Origin of the sequence: Aeribacillus sp. FSL k6-2211 (genome assembly GCF_037966125.1) — a bacterium.
Taxonomy (GTDB): domain Bacteria; phylum Bacillota; class Bacilli; order Bacillales; family Aeribacillaceae; genus Aeribacillus; species Aeribacillus composti.
This window is the reverse complement of the sequence record NZ_CP150190.1, coordinates 3,566,251-3,581,402: the sequence shown is the minus strand read 5'-3', so window position 1 is coordinate 3,581,402 and position 15,152 is coordinate 3,566,251. Positions and strand designations below refer to the sequence as shown.

The window sequence follows — 15,152 nt, the reverse complement described above, 5'->3', positions numbered from 1 at the left end:
GGAGGTTTCTTGTGAAGAAAAGGATTAGAAAGTTTTTTGCCATTTTTATGGTTTTCCTGCTATTATTGCCGACCGTCAAAATACAGCCTGTTTTTGCTGAATCGGCTTTAGCAGACGGAGAATACACGATTGGCTTTAGGGTCTTGAAAAACGGAACAGAAGATACCTCGACAATGGACGGCTATACCGTGAAGCCGGCCGGCTTAACAGTGCAGAACGGCAAAACATATGTATCAGTGACATTAAAAAGCAGCGAATGGATTAAAACCTTTCAAGTAGAACGAAATGGTGAATACGTCGATGCGGAGGTTGTATCGACGAATGAAGCAGAAAACACGAGAGTCGTCAAGTTTGAAGTGGATGATTTAACGAAAAAACTGAATGTTCAAACAAGAGTCGCCGTACCAGGTGTATATGATACAGTTCATACGGTTCAATTCCAATTTGATGTAAACAGCATTACACCAGTGCAGGCAGAGCAGCCGGAAGAGGGCGGGCAAGAGCCTGAAAATCCGGGTCAAGAAGATGGGGAAGAGCCGAAAGATCCAACTCCTGGAGATACTGAGCCAAATCCGCAGCCGGGAGAAGATGGCGATCAGGATGAACAGCCTGCTGAAGAGCTTCAAGACGGTGAATATACGATTGACTTTAAGGTCTTAAAAGACAAGACAGAAGATATCTCGATGATGGATGGCTATACTGTGAAACCGGCTCGCTTATCGGTGAAGGATGGCAAAAAATACGTCTCCGTGACGTTAAAAAACAGCGGATGGATTAAAAGCTTTCAAGTAGAGCGAAACGGTCAATATGTCGATGCGGAGGTTGTATCGACGAATGAGACAGAAAATACGAGAGTCGTCAAATTTGAAGTAGATGATTTGACGAAAAAACTGAATGTTCAAACAAGAGTTGCCGTACCAGGTGTATATGATACGGTTCATACTGTTCAATTCTTGTTTGATGTAAACAGCATTACACCAGTGCAGGATGGACAGCCGGATGAAGGCGGCCAAGAGCCTGAAAATCCGGGTCAAGAAGATGGCGAGGAACCGAAAGATCCAGCACCTGGAGAAGACGGTGATCAAGATGAACAGCCTGGAGAACAGGTTCAAGACGGAGAATACACGATTGACTTGACAGTGTTCAAAAACGGGACAGATGATATCTCATCAATGGATAACTATACAGAGAAGCCGGCCCGTTTAACAGTGCAGGACGGTAAAAAATACGTCTTATTGACGTTAAAAAGCAGTTCATTAATTAAAAGCTTTAAGGTAGAGCAAAATGGCGAATATGTCGATGCAGAGGTTGTATCGACGAATGTAGAAAAAAATACAAGAGTCGTCAAGTTTGAAGTAGACGATTTAACAAAAAAATTGAATGCTCAATTGACTGTTTCGGTTCCGAACATGTATGAAATGACGCATACCGTTCAATTCAAGTTTGATGTAGACAGCATTACACCAGTGCAGGCGGAGCAGCCGGAAGAAGGAGGCCAAGAGCCTGAAAATCCGGGTCAAGAAGATGGGGAAGAGCCGAAAGATCCAACTCCTGGAGATACTGAGCCAAATCCGCAGCCGGGAGAAGATGGCGATCAGGATGAACAGCCTGCTGAAGAGCTTCAAGACGGTGAATATACGATTGACTTTAAGTTCTTGAAAGACAAGACAGAAGATATCTCGATGATGGATGGCTATACTGTGAAACCGGCTCACTTATCGGTGAAGGATGGCAAAAAATACGTCTCCGTGACGTTAAAAAACAGCGGATGGATTAAAAGCTTTCAAGTAGAGCGAAACGGTCAATATGTCGATGCGGAGGTTGTATCGACGAATGACGTAGAAGACACAAGAGTCGTCAAGTTTGAAGTGGACGATTTAACGAAAAAACTGAATGTTCAAACAAGAGTTGTTATACCGCAATATGGTTATGATGGATCTTATACGGTTCAAATCCAGTTTGATGTAGACAGCATCAAACCAGTAAAGAAGGATCAGCCGGATGAGGATGGACAAAAACCAGAAGATCCTGGGAAAGATCCGGGTACAAATAAGCCTGGAGACAATCCATCGAACAATAACAATCAAAATTCTGGAAATAACAATGGCGGCCAAACAAGAAATGAGTTGGCTGACGGTTTATATACCGTGGAATTTACTGTATTAAAAAATGGTACAGAAGAACCGTCAATGGTCAATGATTATGTTGTCAGCCCGGCACTATTAACTGTAAAAAATGGACAATTAGATGTTGCGTTCACATTGCTAAAAAGCTCATGGATCACGAAATTACAAGTGGAAAGAAACGGCCAATATCAAGATGTGGAAGTGCGAAGCAAAAATGAAAAAGAAGATACAAGAGTAGTAGGTTTCCCGATCGAAGATTTATCTAAAAAAGTGAATGCTAAGATCAAGGTGGATATTCCAGATCTTCAATATCACAATACGTATGATATCCAAATTGCTTTTGATCCAGATAGTGTAAAACCATATGATGGAACAGGCGTTCCAACGAAGAATACGAATTCCACCGATCAAGATCAAAACCAAAATCAGGATCAAAATCAACAAAATAGCAATAGTGATGACGATTCACTAACCTTTAACCGAGATGCAGATCAACAGTCGACAGACGATGACGCTTCCAATAACTCAAATAATTCAACCGTGAATGCCAAAACGGCTGATCTTTCCCAAATTGGTTTGTATTTGGCATTGCTGCTAGGATCTCTTGCCATCATAGTTTGGAAGAATCGCTCAAGGCTCCTTATTCATTTGAAAAAATAACCTGACTGTTGTCTTGATGCGGACATGCGCATCAAGACAACATTTTCTTATTTAAAAAATATGACAACGACTTTTTAGGTCGGTCGAAAGCGGGGAGGCTTTGTTTAAGTGTGTAAACAAAGAAGAATGGGATGGCTGATCCTTTTGATAATGCTGCTGGTTGTCGTCGCCGGTTGTTCTTCATCTGCTGCTGAATCAACGGAACAAAAAAAGCCGAAAAAACAGGATCATCGAGTTGTCTCATTATCTGTTGCCGTTACGGAAATTTTTGATGCGTTAGATATTGATTTAGTTGGCGTCCCCACAAGCAGCAAAAAACTGCCGGAGCGGTATAAGAATGCGAAAAGAGTGGGGTATGCTAAAAATCCTGATATGGAAGTTTTGATGTCTTTAAAACCTACTGATGTATACTCTGTTTCAACTATTCAATATGATTTAGAGCCAGTGTTTGAAAAACATAACGTTCAAGTAGATTTTTTGGATTTAACCAGTCTTCAATCAATGGAAAAGGAAATTCTTGCACTCGGAGAAAAATATGAACGACAAAAACAAGCGAAGAAGATCGTTGATAGATTCGAAAAAAAAGTAAAAGAAATCCAGAAAAAAACTCGTAACTTGGAAAAACCAAATGTTTTAATCTTACTCGGAGTTCCCGGAAGTTACTTAGTGGCAACAGAGCATTCCTATATTGGCGATCTAGTGAAATTGGCGGGTGGAAACAACGTGATTCAAGGAGAGAAAGTGGAGTATTTAGAATCTAACACAGAATATTTATATGAGTCCAATCCCGATGTCATATTAAGGCTTGCTCACGGCATGCCGGAGGAAGTAGTCAAAATGTTCGATGAAGAATTTAAGAAAAACGATATATGGAAGCATTTTGATGCTGTCAAAAATGGCAGGGTGTATGATCTGGAAGAAGAATTGTTCCCGACTACCGCAACCATTCGAGCGGATGAAGCTTTAGATGAATTGGTGAAATATTTGTATCCTGAGTTTCATGAATAAGCGGACAAAAAAAGAAAAGGGTGCTGATCCATGAAGAAAACGTGGCTAACTTTTGCAGTAGTGACCACAATGCTGGTTGTTGTCACTTTTTTCTCTATTGTGAACGGAAGTTTGGAAATTGGCGTTGCTGAGTTGATCAGAGGCCTTTTGTTTGGTGGAAATGAAGATGTAGAAGTCATAAAGGATATGAGATTTCCGCGGATCATTGTGTCCCTTTTTGCTGGAGCAAATTTGGCGGTATCGGGATTATTATTGCAGGCAGTTATGAGAAATCCTTTGGCGGAAGCTGGGATCATCGGGATTTCTTCAGGAGCCAATTTTGTTGCATTAACTATGATCAGCTTCTTTCCTACGTTGTTTTTTTGGATGCCGCTGTTTGCTTTTCTTGGAGGGATACTTGCCTGTTTTCTTGTCTATTCCTTTTCATGGAAATCAGGACTCAGCCCCCTTCGATTAATTTTAGTTGGGGTGGCAGTCAATGCGGTGTTTACTGCATTATATGAATCCTTTAACTACAGAGGCTATACGACAACCAGTTCTGCGAAAGCTACTGCATCAACATTATCTCAACAAACGTGGGACGATGTTCAAACAATTGTTATATATGGTTCCATCGGTTTAATATTGTCCTTGCTCGTTTATTCTTGGTGCAACATGCTGGCTTTACAAGATAAAACGGCGCGAAATCTGGGGCTTCACGTGACAAGAGCTCGGGTTATTATATCTGCGATTGCAGTTTATTTGGCAAGCGTCACAACCGCAACTGTTGGGGTCATTGCATTTGTCGGTTTGCTAATTCCCCATATTGGACGGCTATTAGTCGGTTCAGATTATAAAATATTAACACCATTCTCCATTTTATCAGGAGCTTTGCTTATTTTAACGGCCGACACAATCGGAAGGGTGTTTTTAGCGCCGACGGAACTTCCTGCATCCATCATTATGTCATTAATCGGCGGTCCCTTTTTGATTATATTGATTAGAAGGAGTGATCGCATCTATGGAGGTTAAAAATGTTTCATTTTCATATAATCAAAAAGAGGATCAGTTAAAATCAATTAACCTTGCTGTTGAACCTGGTAAAATTACGACGATTATCGGTCCGAATGGATGCGGAAAGTCCACATTATTAGAAGTTATGTCTAGCCACAATGCACCGCAAAAAGGCCAGATTATTTTGGACGGAAAATTGATTCAACAATATAAGCCGAAGGAATTGGCGAAGAAACTATCGGTTGTTCATCAAAAAAATGAAATTCCTTTTGATATCAATGTCGAAAACCTGGTGAGCTACGGCCGCATGCCGTATAAAAGTTTTTTTCATCATTATAACTCAGAAGAGGATGAAGAAGTGATTGATTGGGCGCTTTCCATTACCAATTTGCAATCAAAACGAAAAGAAAAAGTAGAACAGCTGTCTGGGGGAGAAAGACAGCGAGTTTGGATAGCGATGGCATTGGCGCAAAAAACTCCTATTTTGTTTTTGGATGAACCGACAACATATTTGGATGTTTATTATCAATTCGAAATTTTAGAGCTCATCAAGAAGTTAAACAGGGAGTATAACATTACGATTGTGATGGTGCTGCATGATATGAATCAAGCCATTCGTTATAGTGATTGGATTATTGTGATGAAAAACGGCGAAATTGTGACGGAAGGTTCTCCAAAAGAAGTGATCACGGAAGGAATGATTGAAAGCATTTATGGGGTAAGAGCCATAGTCAATCATAATGATCAAAGCGGATTTTATGTTGTGCCAATGGGAGTTGCTAGAAGGAATGACAATGCGACATGAATGATCGGGGATTGAGAAAGATCATTGGGAAACTCGTTAGCATTGTTTGCATTGGGATTTTGTTTTTTTCAGCGTATCAAATTATAAGTATCCTTTACGATTACTATACAAACCGGCAAGTTTTAGCTGAAATTCAAGAGGTTTATCAAGAAAATCGTACCGAGAGAACTTCTCACGAAGGCAAGGACTTTGAAAGAATTCGTTCGTCTTTTATTGAATTGCAGCGCATTAACCAAGATATTGTTGGTTGGATTGAAATTCCCGACACATACATTTCGTATCCGATTCTTCAAGCGGAAAACAATGAGTTTTATTTAACAAGAAATTATAAAAAAGAGAAATCAAGGGCTGGAAGCATTTTTATGGATTATCGAAATGATGTGAAAGGCCTAAATCAAAATGTTATCCTTTACGGACATCGTATGAAAGATGACACGATGTTTGGACAATTAGATAAATATCTGGATGAATCGTTTTTCCAGCATCACCGCACCATTTATTTTGATACGTTATATGAAAGCTACGATGCTGAAATCTTTTCAGTATATAAAACGACTACAGATTTTTATTATATCGATACTGAATTTTCCTCTGATGACGAATTTTTATCATTTGTCAATCAGTTAAAAGATCGTTCCATTTATAAGACCGATATTGATATCGAACCGAATGATCAAATTTTAACTTTATCTACTTGTGATTACACGTTTCCTGGAGGAGAAGGGAGACTTGTCATACATGCAAAATTAAAGGAGAACAAGTAAATGGTTGAAAATTTCGAAAATAACAATTGACAATGATAATCATTTTTAATTAAAATGGTAAAGGAGGGATACTTTTGAAAACAAAACTTTTCCAATTCACCCTCACGTTTTTCTTATTGCTCTTATTTACCGGATGCGGGGTAAAAGGAACTGAATCAACAGGAGGGACAAAAGTAACAGAAAGCAAAGTGAAAGTGACCGATGCATCAGGTCGTGAAGTTGCTTTTGACACTCATCCGAAAAAATTTGCTTCATTAACGATCGGTGATATGGATATCATTCATCAATTAGGAGGGGAAATTGTCGGCAGGCCTAGTACGAAGGTAGAGATACCGGAAGAATTAGAAAAAGTAGAAGAAATCGGAAATACACACCAGCCGAATATAGAGAAGATCGTAAGTTTGAAGCCAGATGTGTTAATTGCCAATGTTGGTTTTGATAAAAACATCCCCGCATTGGAGAATCAAGGAATACAAACTCTCATGACGGAAGCGAATTCCATTGAAGATATAAAGAAAAACATCGAAACATATGGAACTCTTCTCGGTAAAGAATCGAAAGCTCAAGAGCTGATTAAACAAATCGAGCAAGTCGTTGAGAAGCAAACGGAAGCTTCCGAAGCTCAAGCATTGCTTGTTTATGGAGCACCTGGATCATTTTTAGCAGCTCTCCCAACGTCATTGGCAGGAGATATTTTAGAAAAATCGGGCGGAATTAATGTAGCATCGAACTTTCCAAAGTTAAAAGAATATCCGCAATACGCTCAATTAGCGGTAGAACGTGTGGTGGAAGCTGATCCAGATATCATTTACTTAATCACACACGGTGATCCTAGCGGGGTAGAAAAAGCATTTAAACAAGAAATGGAAAAAAATGCAGCTTGGAAAAACTTAGATGCAGTAAAAAAAGGAAACATTGTGGTGCTGCCATCGAATTTGTTTGGCACTAATCCGGGGACAAAGATCACAGAAGCAGTGGAATATATGCGTCAAAGCTTGAAAGATATAGGAAAGGATTCATGATGAATCGAAAGAAACGAATATGGCTTATCATCATTCTGATCATCTTATTGTTTCTAAGCGTATTCTATAGCCTGACAGCAGGCAGTATCTCTATTTCATTTAAGGAATTTTTTGCGGATATGGGCGATAAGGAATCGTTAGTGTACCGTGTTGTTTGGGATTTGCGGCTCCCAAGGATTCTCGTTGGGCTGCTTGTCGGCATGTGTTTAGCGGTTTCGGGTGCTATCTTACAAGGTGTAATGAAAAACCCGCTTGCGGATCCCGGTATTATTGGCGTGACGTCTGGGGCAGGACTGGCAGCGACGGTGATCATGGTGCTGTATCCCGATCAACTGCACATTTTGCCTTTAGCAGCCTTTCTTGGCGCTTTTCTTACGGCTATGCTCATTTATTTGCTAGCTTGGCAAGATGGAACTTCCATTGTTCGAATTATGCTGGTCGGGATTTCAATCAACGCCTTTTTAGGTGCGATCATGTCATGTATTATGATTTTACATAGCGACAAAGTTCAAGCGGTTCTGCCGTGGCTAAATGGCGGGATTAGCGGCGTAAGCTGGGTGCATGTAGAGATGATTGTTTATTATGCCATTTTTGCACTGGTATTAGCGTTTTTTTCCATCAAACATATCCGCATGCTGATGCTGGGGGATGAGGTGGCCACTTTATTAGGCCATCAAGTGGAAAGAAGCAGATTTTTCTTAATTTTTGTCAGTGCTCTTTTAGCTGGAATAGCCGTCAGTGTTGCTGGACTGGTAGGATTTGTAGGGCTTATCGTTCCGCATATCATTCGATTGCTCATCGGAAACGATTATCGTTATTTGCTGCCATTATCCTGTGTAGGCGGCGGCATACTCGTTGTGTTCGCAGATGCTGCGGCAAGAAGCTGGTTTGATCCTATTGAACTGCCGGTAGGGATCCTGCTGTCTTTTCTAGGCGGTCCGTTTTTCCTATATTTGGTCTTTAAAGGGGGAGTGAAGCATGCTCACCGTTAAAGATCTGACTTACCACCATTCCAAACGATTCGGCATCAACGAAATGAATCTGGAATTGCCAAAGGGTGAAGTGATTAGTATTATCGGGCCTAATGGATCAGGAAAATCCACCTTGCTGCGGCTCATCGCTGCCTTATTACAGCCCCAAAATGGCGAGATCATTCTCGATGGAAAAAATATCGTTTCTGCGAATCGAAAAGATATCGCAAAACAATTAACTATGCTGCCGCAAACACATGATGTTACGCTCGATTTTACCGTACGTGAATTAGTAGAGTTCGGCAGGAACCCTTATAAACGCAAATTTGCCCCATTCAGTCAAGAAGATAAAGAAATCGTTGATTGGGCGTTAGCTCTTGCCAATGTGAAACAATATGAACATCAACACTTGTCCTCCTTATCAGGAGGCGAGAGGCAAAGAGCGTGGATTGCGATGGTTCTTGCCCAGAGTACTGAATATTTATTATTGGATGAACCGACCACGTTTTTAGATATTGTACATCAATTGGAAATTTTGGAGGTTGTCCAAACGATCAATCAACAGTATAACAGGACGGTCATCATGATTCTTCACGATCTGAATCAAGCCGCACAGTATAGTGACCGCTTAATCGTGATGAAAGACGGGACGATTTATCAACAAGGCAGTCCAGAGGAAGTATTTTCGGAAAAAATGTTTGAAGAGGTATTTGGTATTTCTGTCTCCATCCATGATATGGATGGAAAACCAATGTTTATTCCAAAACGATTCAAAAGAAAGGGGAAAAAAGAATGTACATCGTTACCAATTCCATTCGCGTGAAAAAAGGATATTCCGGAAAGTTAGTGGAGCGTTTTAAAATTAGAAAGGGAATTGAGAAATTTCCTGGGTTCATTCGTTTAGATCTCTTAGTAACAGACGGATTAAAAGATTATGACGAAGTTCGTGTATACACAACATGGGAGAACAAAGAAAGCTTCGAAGGTTGGTTCCACAGCGATGTGTTCCAAAAAGCGCATGAAAATCGAAAACAACATGACTATGTTATTGGAAATCAAGTGTCCTTCCATGAGCTAGCATATTCCTATGTAAAAGAAGATGAGCGTGCTGTCGAAAATTTATAAATAAAAGATGGCAGAGCGATTTTTGTGAAGAAAGTTACAAAAATTGATTGGAAAAAGAATAGATATCCGAATTGCGGCCTTTTCCAAATGAATTGCGGGAAAAGGTCGTTTATTTTTTTCAGCAAAAACAAAAAATGTAGCACGGGGCTGTCCAGAAAGTCAAATCCCTATTGAAAACCAAAAATCATTAACATCGATATTTCAACGTTTCTAAAACATAAAGGGGGCCGTCAATAAGCCGAAAAAACGACTTATTAGACAGCCCCAATCAAGAAAATAGTTAGTTAAAACCGCAAACACTCCGGCTTGGACAGCGGAACAGCTGTTAGAAACAAGAAAATAGGTAGTTAAAGGCAGCTGCTAAAACAAAATTTGTATAAAAAATGATTGCAAAAGATTTTTCAATATCCTTTGCAATCAAAACTTTACTTCGTTTTTTCACTCTTTTTCAGCAGGAATTTCTTTGCCGTTCAATATTAGTTTGAACGTAACGTCACCCTTTAAAGATGCAGAAACCGCACAATATTTTTGTTTGCCTAATTGGATGGCGCGCCAAACTTTTTTCGGCGTTATATCCCCATTTACTGTAAATGTGATGGTATAAGCGGTGAAAGAAGAGGGCAATTCTTCGCGACGCGTGCCGTCGACTGTAATATCAATTGCCTCAATATGATCTAATTCATGTCTTAAAATCATCGTTACATCAATTCCAATGCAGCCGGCAAGAGCCGCTAGGAGCATTTCTGTTGGGGTTGCGGCACTTCCTTCTCCACCGTAGTTTTCCGTGGCATCCATTGCCATTTTGTATCCGGATGGACCGACTGCTTCAAAAGCACGGCCGCCCTGCCATGTTGCTTTAATTTGCATATTGTTCAATTCCTCTCTTTTAAAACTCTGTAACTTGTTGCAAAAATTTTTGTGCCCGCGCTGTTTGCGGATGTTCAAAAAATGCTGCTGGCTTCGCATCTTCTACGATAACGCCGTCTGCCATAAATAAAATGCGGTCAGCGGCACTCCGGGCAAATTTCATCTCATGCGTTACAATAATCATCGTCATGCCGTCTTCTGCTAATTCTTTCATTACTTTTAATACTTCTCCTACAAGCTCCGGATCAAGTGCAGAAGTCGGTTCATCGAATAGCATCAACTTCGGTTCCATCGCAAGAGCTCTTGCGATCGCTACACGCTGTTGCTGCCCGCCTGACAGCTGAGACGGATAAGCATCTTCTTTTGCTGCAAGCCCGACTTTTTCTAACAAATTGGCTGCGATGCTGTATGCTTTTTCCTTCGGCATTTTTTTCACTACTAATAAAGCTTCCATTACATTTTGGACGGCCGTTTTATGCGGGTATAAATTAAATTGTTGAAACACCATCCCTGTTTTTCGACGAATGGCATAAATTTCTTTTTGTTGTGCTTTTTTTGAAGCATTTGCATCAATCACGTGACCGTCGACTGTAATGGTGCCGCCTGTAATTGTTTCAAGTCCGTTGATGCATCTTAAAAACGTACTTTTTCCTGAACCGCTTGGACCAATGACTGCCACTACTTGATGGGCTGGAATGGATAATGAAATATTTTTTAATATTTCATGCTGTCCAAAATTTTTCTGTAAATTTTTAATCTCTATCATGCTGTCACCACCTTAATAAACAGACAGCCGTTTTTCGATTTTATTTAATAAAAATGTAAAGAATGTACTCATAATCCAATACATCGCTGCAATGGCTGCATAAAACGGCATGTAAACATAATATTGCGCCACTAATAATTGAGCAGAGCGCATTAATTCTGTGACCGCAATAACGGATACGAGCGACGTTTCTTTTAACATTCCGACAAATGTATTGCCAAGTGGGGGGATAGCGTAGCGAATCGCTTGAGGGATGATAATTCGGCGCATCGCCTGGCGTTCCGTCATACCAGTTGCGAGCGCTGCTTCTGTTTGCCCTTTTGGTATGGATTGAATCGCACCGCGAAACGCTTCTGAAACATAAGCGCCGATGTTAATACTTAGTGCAATATACGCAGCAGTTAATGGGCCTAATTCAATCCCATAATCAACTAAGCCATAATAAACGATGACGATTTGCACCAATGCCGGTGTCCCCCGAATAATGGACACATAGGCTCTTGCTATACCACGCAGAATGCGATTGCCCTTAAGCCGGGCAATCGCAATGATTAAACCAATGATTAAACCGAAGAACATGGAAACTACAGTAATGAGTAATGTATAATATGCCCCTTTTAACAAAAAAGGCAAGTTTTCAATGACTAAGTCCATTTTGGCAACCTACTTTCATCATTCTTCGGTCGGCTCTTCGTCAAACCATTTTACATAAATTTCTTTATATGTTCCGTCTTCTTTCATTTCTTTCAATGCTTTATTTAAAGCATCCACCAATTCTTTATTGCCTTTTTTCACAGCAACGCCAGCTTGGTCCTCCTTAATTGGATCGCCGACGGCTTTAATTTTATAGCCGTTTTCTTCAATGACTGGTTTTAATGCATAGACATTGTTGATCGTTGCATCAATTCTGCCAGCATCCAAGTCTTTTAATGTTGTAATCACGTCATCATATGTGTTGATTTTAAAATCGCCCACTTTTGGCAATAATTCATTTCGCAAATATGCTTCATCATTCGTACCAAGCCCAACTCCGATTGTTTTTCCTTTAAAATCATTAACAGATTTGATGTCATTATTGTCTTCCCGAACGATCACTTTGACTTTATTTGTAATATATGGTTCTGTAAAATCGATTTGTTTTTTCCGTTCATCTGTGATTGTCACTTGGCTTACTAAAATATCAAATTTACCTTTTTGAAGCCCTGGAATTAAACCAGAAAATTCTTGTGCAACAAAATTTGCTTTAACTCCTAGACGTTTTGCCAATTCTTTCGCAATGTCAACGTCAAAGCCGTCGTATTCTTTGTTTTCATTCATAAAGTTATACGGTGCATAAGTACCCATAATGCCGACAGTGATTTCGCCTTTATCTTTGATTTCCTGTAATGCGTTTTTCTCTTGATCTTGAGTTTGTTTTTCTTTTTGATCATTGTTATTGCCGCATGCTGAAAGTATTAGAGCTGCTATTGCAATGAGTGAAATGAACCATCTTATTTTTTTCATGTTTATCCTCCTTCATTAGACACCAAAGATTCCAAAAAATTCAAAGTGTACAGTTTCTTCAATGAGCTGTTGAAGTGTTTTTTGCTGTAATGCATCTTTTGATGATGGCGATTGAAATAGCCATCTGGCTAAAACTCCTTCCAGGAGGCTCATGATGAATACTGCCAGTAATTTTGGATCTACTTCACGCGAGATCATTTTCAGTTCTTTGGCCTGTGCAATATTTTCCGCAAAAGCTGTTTCCATGTCTGCTTTAATCTCTTCCACTTTTTCTTGTATCTTTGGCTGAGAATGAATGCCTTTTAGCAATATGTTCATGAAATACTTATTGTTTTCAGCGAAATGAAAAATACGTTCAAACATTTGTGTCGTGGAAGCAACGGAATCTTGCAAGTCCACTTTTTTTGTGCGGTACCCTAGTTTGATTGCATCTAAAAGTTGGGCACGACCTATTTCCAGCATCTCAAGCGCGATCGCTTCTTTGCTTTTAAAATACCAATAAAATGTCCCTTGGGACACATTGCCTTTTGCGACGATATCTGAGACTTTCGTTTTTTCATAGCCAACTGTCGCAAATAATTCTAATGCAATTTGCAATAATTGCTGTTTTCTTTCCTGTCTTCGAGCTTCTGCCTGCACTATACCCCCCCTGACTGACTCATTAGTCAATTAAATCCTATAAGATTACTATAAATTAGTCAACACTTTTGCTTCATTTTTTTAAAAAGCATGCTGCAAATTTAGAAATGGTTGGGCTGAAAAGAATAACAGAGCGAATCAGCGTTATTTTATGGAAATCTGCATTACGTTATTCGTCCCGCTTTCACACACTGTCCTCTGTGTTCGTTCATGAACATAGCAAGAGAAGAAATCAAAGAAACAATGCTTTTCATGTGGAAAAAATGAATCCTCCGATGTCTGCAGCTGTTTTGCTGTTAACGAGATCAACTATCAACGTTTTCTTCATTATTTTCGACTGTATATCCCAGCAATTGATTTAGCTGACTTAGGAAATCAGTGAAAAAGGAGATAAAGATGGATTCATTGTGACTTTGACCCTTTAGGATTTTATTAGCAAAAAACAATGACGCCGTTTGCGAGCACTGATCCTTCTGCAAAGAGCCTTGCTTTTATGCGCGAAAAAAGAGCAGGAATGAGGATAAAATTTTGACACGTAATCAAGTTGTCTTGCATTTAGTTGTGGATAAAGCCAATTCTCCTATATTTTCAAAATGATCCTATCTTCTGTAAGTTTTCCTTCAAAAATATCTTCCTCAATTTCTGCTCGACGGTTTTTTATGAAATGTCCATGCCTTTGTTCACCTAACGTGTGCTAAAGATACCTTTACTATGAAAAGCCGATGGCAAGAGCATCTTCTGTGGTTGAAGCGATCACACTCTGTTCTAATAGACCTAATTTCAAAAGTTTTATAAATTTTCCATACAGATTATCTATAGGATTAATTTACTATGGTAAAATATTACACGTAAATGTTGTTAGGTATTTTGGAGGTATCATTATGTCGAAAATTGTCAATGCTTTTCGAATGCTTCTTTTATTGAAATCACGAGGACGAATGCAAATTAAAGAATTAGCAGAAGAACTTGAATTAAGTGAAAGGGTTATTCGAGTTTATCGAGATCAATTAGAAATGGCTGGATTCCATATTCAGACAGCTAGGGGAAGATATGGAGGTTATGTTCTGCCGAAAAGCAATATTTTTGAATACTTGTCGCTTTCACCAAAAGAATTAGAAGCGTTAGTAAAGGCAAGTGAATATTTAAAAAATCATCCTACCTTTTTGCAATTCAATGATTTTGAAAGTGCCGTCATGAAAATTCAAAGTATTTCCAAACAGCAGATTCAGTCTTCGTCTGAATGGCAGCCAATTATTTTAGAGGAAAAAGCAAATGTCGATTGGAATCATGAAAAAGATAAGTATGAACAATTAAATTTTGCAATCGCGGCTCGCAGAAAAGTGAAAATTGTTTATGAGGCTTTAAATTCAGACCGCACTGAACGCATCATTCATCCTTACAAACTGATTCCGTATAAAAAATTTTGGTATTGCATTGCTTATTGTGAGCTGAGAAATGATTATCGTGATTTTAAATTAACTAGAATTCAAGATTATCAAATATATGAAGAAAGGTTTCAGCGTGATGAATCATTTCGGCTCGAAGACTATATAGGTAAAACGAGTATTTATGCTGATACCTATTTTGTTGAATTGCATGTAAAACCACCATTTTCCAAGATTTTAAGTGAAAAGATCTATTCAGAGGATCAAGAAATAGAGCAACAACAAGATGGATCCATCATTTTTCGGGCGACGATGTCCGGGTTGCCGGAATTAACTAGTTTTGTATTAAGCATGGGATCTGCAGTTCAGGTGCTCGGTCCGAATGAACTTCGCCAAAGCGTCGAGGAAGAAGTAGAAAAAATGTCAAAAAATTTTTTAAACTGACATATTAAGTTCCGGAATAGATGATAGGATGATGATAGAAAAGCTTGGAGGGAAAAGAAATGAGACTTCGATGC

The 15,152-nt window shown here is 39.3% G+C and carries 15 protein-coding genes; 10 read left to right on the top strand and 5 right to left on the bottom strand.

What is annotated here, in order from left to right:
• Positions 1–11 precede the first annotated feature (11 nt).
• The 9 genes from NSU19_RS17260 to NSU19_RS17220 all read left to right on the top strand — a co-directional run bounded on the left by NSU19_RS17260 (position 12) and on the right by NSU19_RS17220 (position 9,474).
• Positions 12–2,786, top strand: a complete 2,775-nt coding sequence (locus NSU19_RS17260; protein ID WP_339197623.1) for an NEAT domain-containing protein — start codon at positions 12–14, stop codon at positions 2,784–2,786.
• Positions 2,787–2,912: 126 nt separating this feature from the next.
• The gene (isdE, locus tag NSU19_RS17255; protein WP_063387711.1) at positions 2,913–3,794 is read left to right on the top strand and encodes a heme ABC transporter substrate-binding protein IsdE; all 882 of its coding nucleotides are present in this window, start codon (positions 2,913–2,915) and stop codon (positions 3,792–3,794) included.
• 30 nt (positions 3,795–3,824) lie between these two features.
• Positions 3,825–4,805, top strand: coding sequence for an iron ABC transporter permease (locus tag NSU19_RS17250; protein WP_063387712.1), 981 nt, complete (start codon positions 3,825–3,827; stop codon positions 4,803–4,805).
• Positions 4,795–5,592, top strand: coding sequence for an ABC transporter ATP-binding protein (locus NSU19_RS17245; RefSeq protein ID WP_339197621.1), 798 nt, complete (start codon positions 4,795–4,797; stop codon positions 5,590–5,592). Before NSU19_RS17250 ends, NSU19_RS17245 begins: the two co-directional genes overlap by 11 nt.
• Positions 5,589–6,356 (top strand): class B sortase, encoded by a 768-nt coding sequence (gene srtB, locus NSU19_RS17240; protein WP_063387714.1) that lies wholly within the window; start codon positions 5,589–5,591, stop codon positions 6,354–6,356. The genes NSU19_RS17245 and srtB overlap by 4 nt, the downstream gene beginning before the upstream one ends.
• Positions 6,357–6,430: 74 nt before the next feature.
• Complete coding sequence (locus tag NSU19_RS17235; protein WP_339197617.1) at positions 6,431–7,378, top strand: ABC transporter substrate-binding protein; 948 nt, start codon at positions 6,431–6,433, stop codon at positions 7,376–7,378.
• Positions 7,375–8,370, top strand: a complete 996-nt coding sequence (locus NSU19_RS17230; RefSeq protein ID WP_339197614.1) for an iron ABC transporter permease — start codon at positions 7,375–7,377, stop codon at positions 8,368–8,370. The genes NSU19_RS17235 and NSU19_RS17230 overlap by 4 nt, the downstream gene beginning before the upstream one ends.
• Positions 8,357–9,172 (top strand): ABC transporter ATP-binding protein, encoded by an 816-nt coding sequence (locus NSU19_RS17225; RefSeq protein WP_130157530.1) that lies wholly within the window; start codon positions 8,357–8,359, stop codon positions 9,170–9,172. Before NSU19_RS17230 ends, NSU19_RS17225 begins: the two co-directional genes overlap by 14 nt.
• On the top strand, positions 9,142–9,474 hold the full coding sequence (locus NSU19_RS17220; protein WP_063387718.1) for an antibiotic biosynthesis monooxygenase: 333 nt from the start codon (positions 9,142–9,144) through the stop codon (positions 9,472–9,474). The genes NSU19_RS17225 and NSU19_RS17220 overlap by 31 nt, the downstream gene beginning before the upstream one ends.
• A 438-nt stretch (positions 9,475–9,912) precedes the next feature.
• Here the strand turns inward: NSU19_RS17220 and NSU19_RS17215 are convergent, their stop codons facing one another.
• Genes NSU19_RS17215 through NSU19_RS17195 form a run of 5 tightly spaced genes read right to left on the bottom strand, consistent with a single transcriptional unit; the run spans position 9,913 to position 13,249 of the window.
• Positions 9,913–10,341, bottom strand: a complete 429-nt coding sequence (locus NSU19_RS17215) for an OsmC family protein (RefSeq protein ID WP_063387719.1) — start codon at positions 10,339–10,341, stop codon at positions 9,913–9,915.
• A gap of 19 nt (positions 10,342–10,360) precedes the next feature.
• Positions 10,361–11,107: an amino acid ABC transporter ATP-binding protein gene (locus NSU19_RS17210; RefSeq protein WP_066250100.1), complete on the bottom strand. Its 747-nt coding sequence runs from the start codon at positions 11,105–11,107 to the stop codon at positions 10,361–10,363.
• Between the two features lie 12 nt (positions 11,108–11,119).
• On the bottom strand, positions 11,120–11,761 hold the full coding sequence (locus NSU19_RS17205) for an amino acid ABC transporter permease (protein WP_130157528.1): 642 nt from the start codon (positions 11,759–11,761) through the stop codon (positions 11,120–11,122).
• A gap of 18 nt (positions 11,762–11,779) precedes the next feature.
• Positions 11,780–12,610: a transporter substrate-binding domain-containing protein gene (locus tag NSU19_RS17200; RefSeq protein WP_063387722.1), complete on the bottom strand. Its 831-nt coding sequence runs from the start codon at positions 12,608–12,610 to the stop codon at positions 11,780–11,782.
• Between the two features lie 15 nt (positions 12,611–12,625).
• Positions 12,626–13,249 carry a TetR/AcrR family transcriptional regulator gene (locus NSU19_RS17195; RefSeq protein ID WP_232515597.1) on the bottom strand — a complete coding sequence of 208 codons (624 nt, stop codon included), beginning with the start codon at positions 13,247–13,249 and terminating at the stop codon, positions 12,626–12,628.
• Positions 13,250–14,130: 881 nt separating this feature from the next.
• Between NSU19_RS17195 and NSU19_RS17190 the strand changes: the two genes are divergently transcribed.
• Positions 14,131–15,078 carry a WYL domain-containing protein gene (locus NSU19_RS17190; RefSeq protein WP_339193387.1) on the top strand — a complete coding sequence of 316 codons (948 nt, stop codon included), beginning with the start codon at positions 14,131–14,133 and terminating at the stop codon, positions 15,076–15,078.
• Positions 15,079–15,152: the final 74 nt, after the last annotated feature.

Bases quoted from the DNA above. Each gene is read 5' to 3' on its own strand.
- NSU19_RS17215 (WP_063387719.1), bottom strand. From the start codon at position 10,341: ATGCAAATTAAAGCAACATGGCAGGGCGGCCGTGCTTTTGAAGCAGTC.
- NSU19_RS17200 (WP_063387722.1), bottom strand. From the start codon at position 12,610: ATGAAAAAAATAAGATGGTTCATTTCACTCATTGCAATAGCAGCTCTA.
- NSU19_RS17225 (WP_130157530.1), top strand. From the start codon at position 8,357: ATGCTCACCGTTAAAGATCTGACTTACCACCATTCCAAACGATTCGGC.
- NSU19_RS17250 (WP_063387712.1), top strand. From the start codon at position 3,825: ATGAAGAAAACGTGGCTAACTTTTGCAGTAGTGACCACAATGCTGGTT.
- NSU19_RS17245 (WP_339197621.1), top strand. From the start codon at position 4,795: ATGGAGGTTAAAAATGTTTCATTTTCATATAATCAAAAAGAGGATCAG.
- NSU19_RS17220 (WP_063387718.1), top strand. From the start codon at position 9,142: ATGTACATCGTTACCAATTCCATTCGCGTGAAAAAAGGATATTCCGGA.
- isdE (WP_063387711.1), top strand. From the start codon at position 2,913: ATGGGATGGCTGATCCTTTTGATAATGCTGCTGGTTGTCGTCGCCGGT.
- NSU19_RS17230 (WP_339197614.1), top strand. From the start codon at position 7,375: ATGATGAATCGAAAGAAACGAATATGGCTTATCATCATTCTGATCATC.
- NSU19_RS17210 (WP_066250100.1), bottom strand. From the start codon at position 11,107: ATGATAGAGATTAAAAATTTACAGAAAAATTTTGGACAGCATGAAATA.
- NSU19_RS17190 (WP_339193387.1), top strand. From the start codon at position 14,131: ATGTCGAAAATTGTCAATGCTTTTCGAATGCTTCTTTTATTGAAATCA.
- NSU19_RS17205 (WP_130157528.1), bottom strand. From the start codon at position 11,761: ATGGACTTAGTCATTGAAAACTTGCCTTTTTTGTTAAAAGGGGCATAT.
- srtB (WP_063387714.1), top strand. From the start codon at position 5,589: ATGAATGATCGGGGATTGAGAAAGATCATTGGGAAACTCGTTAGCATT.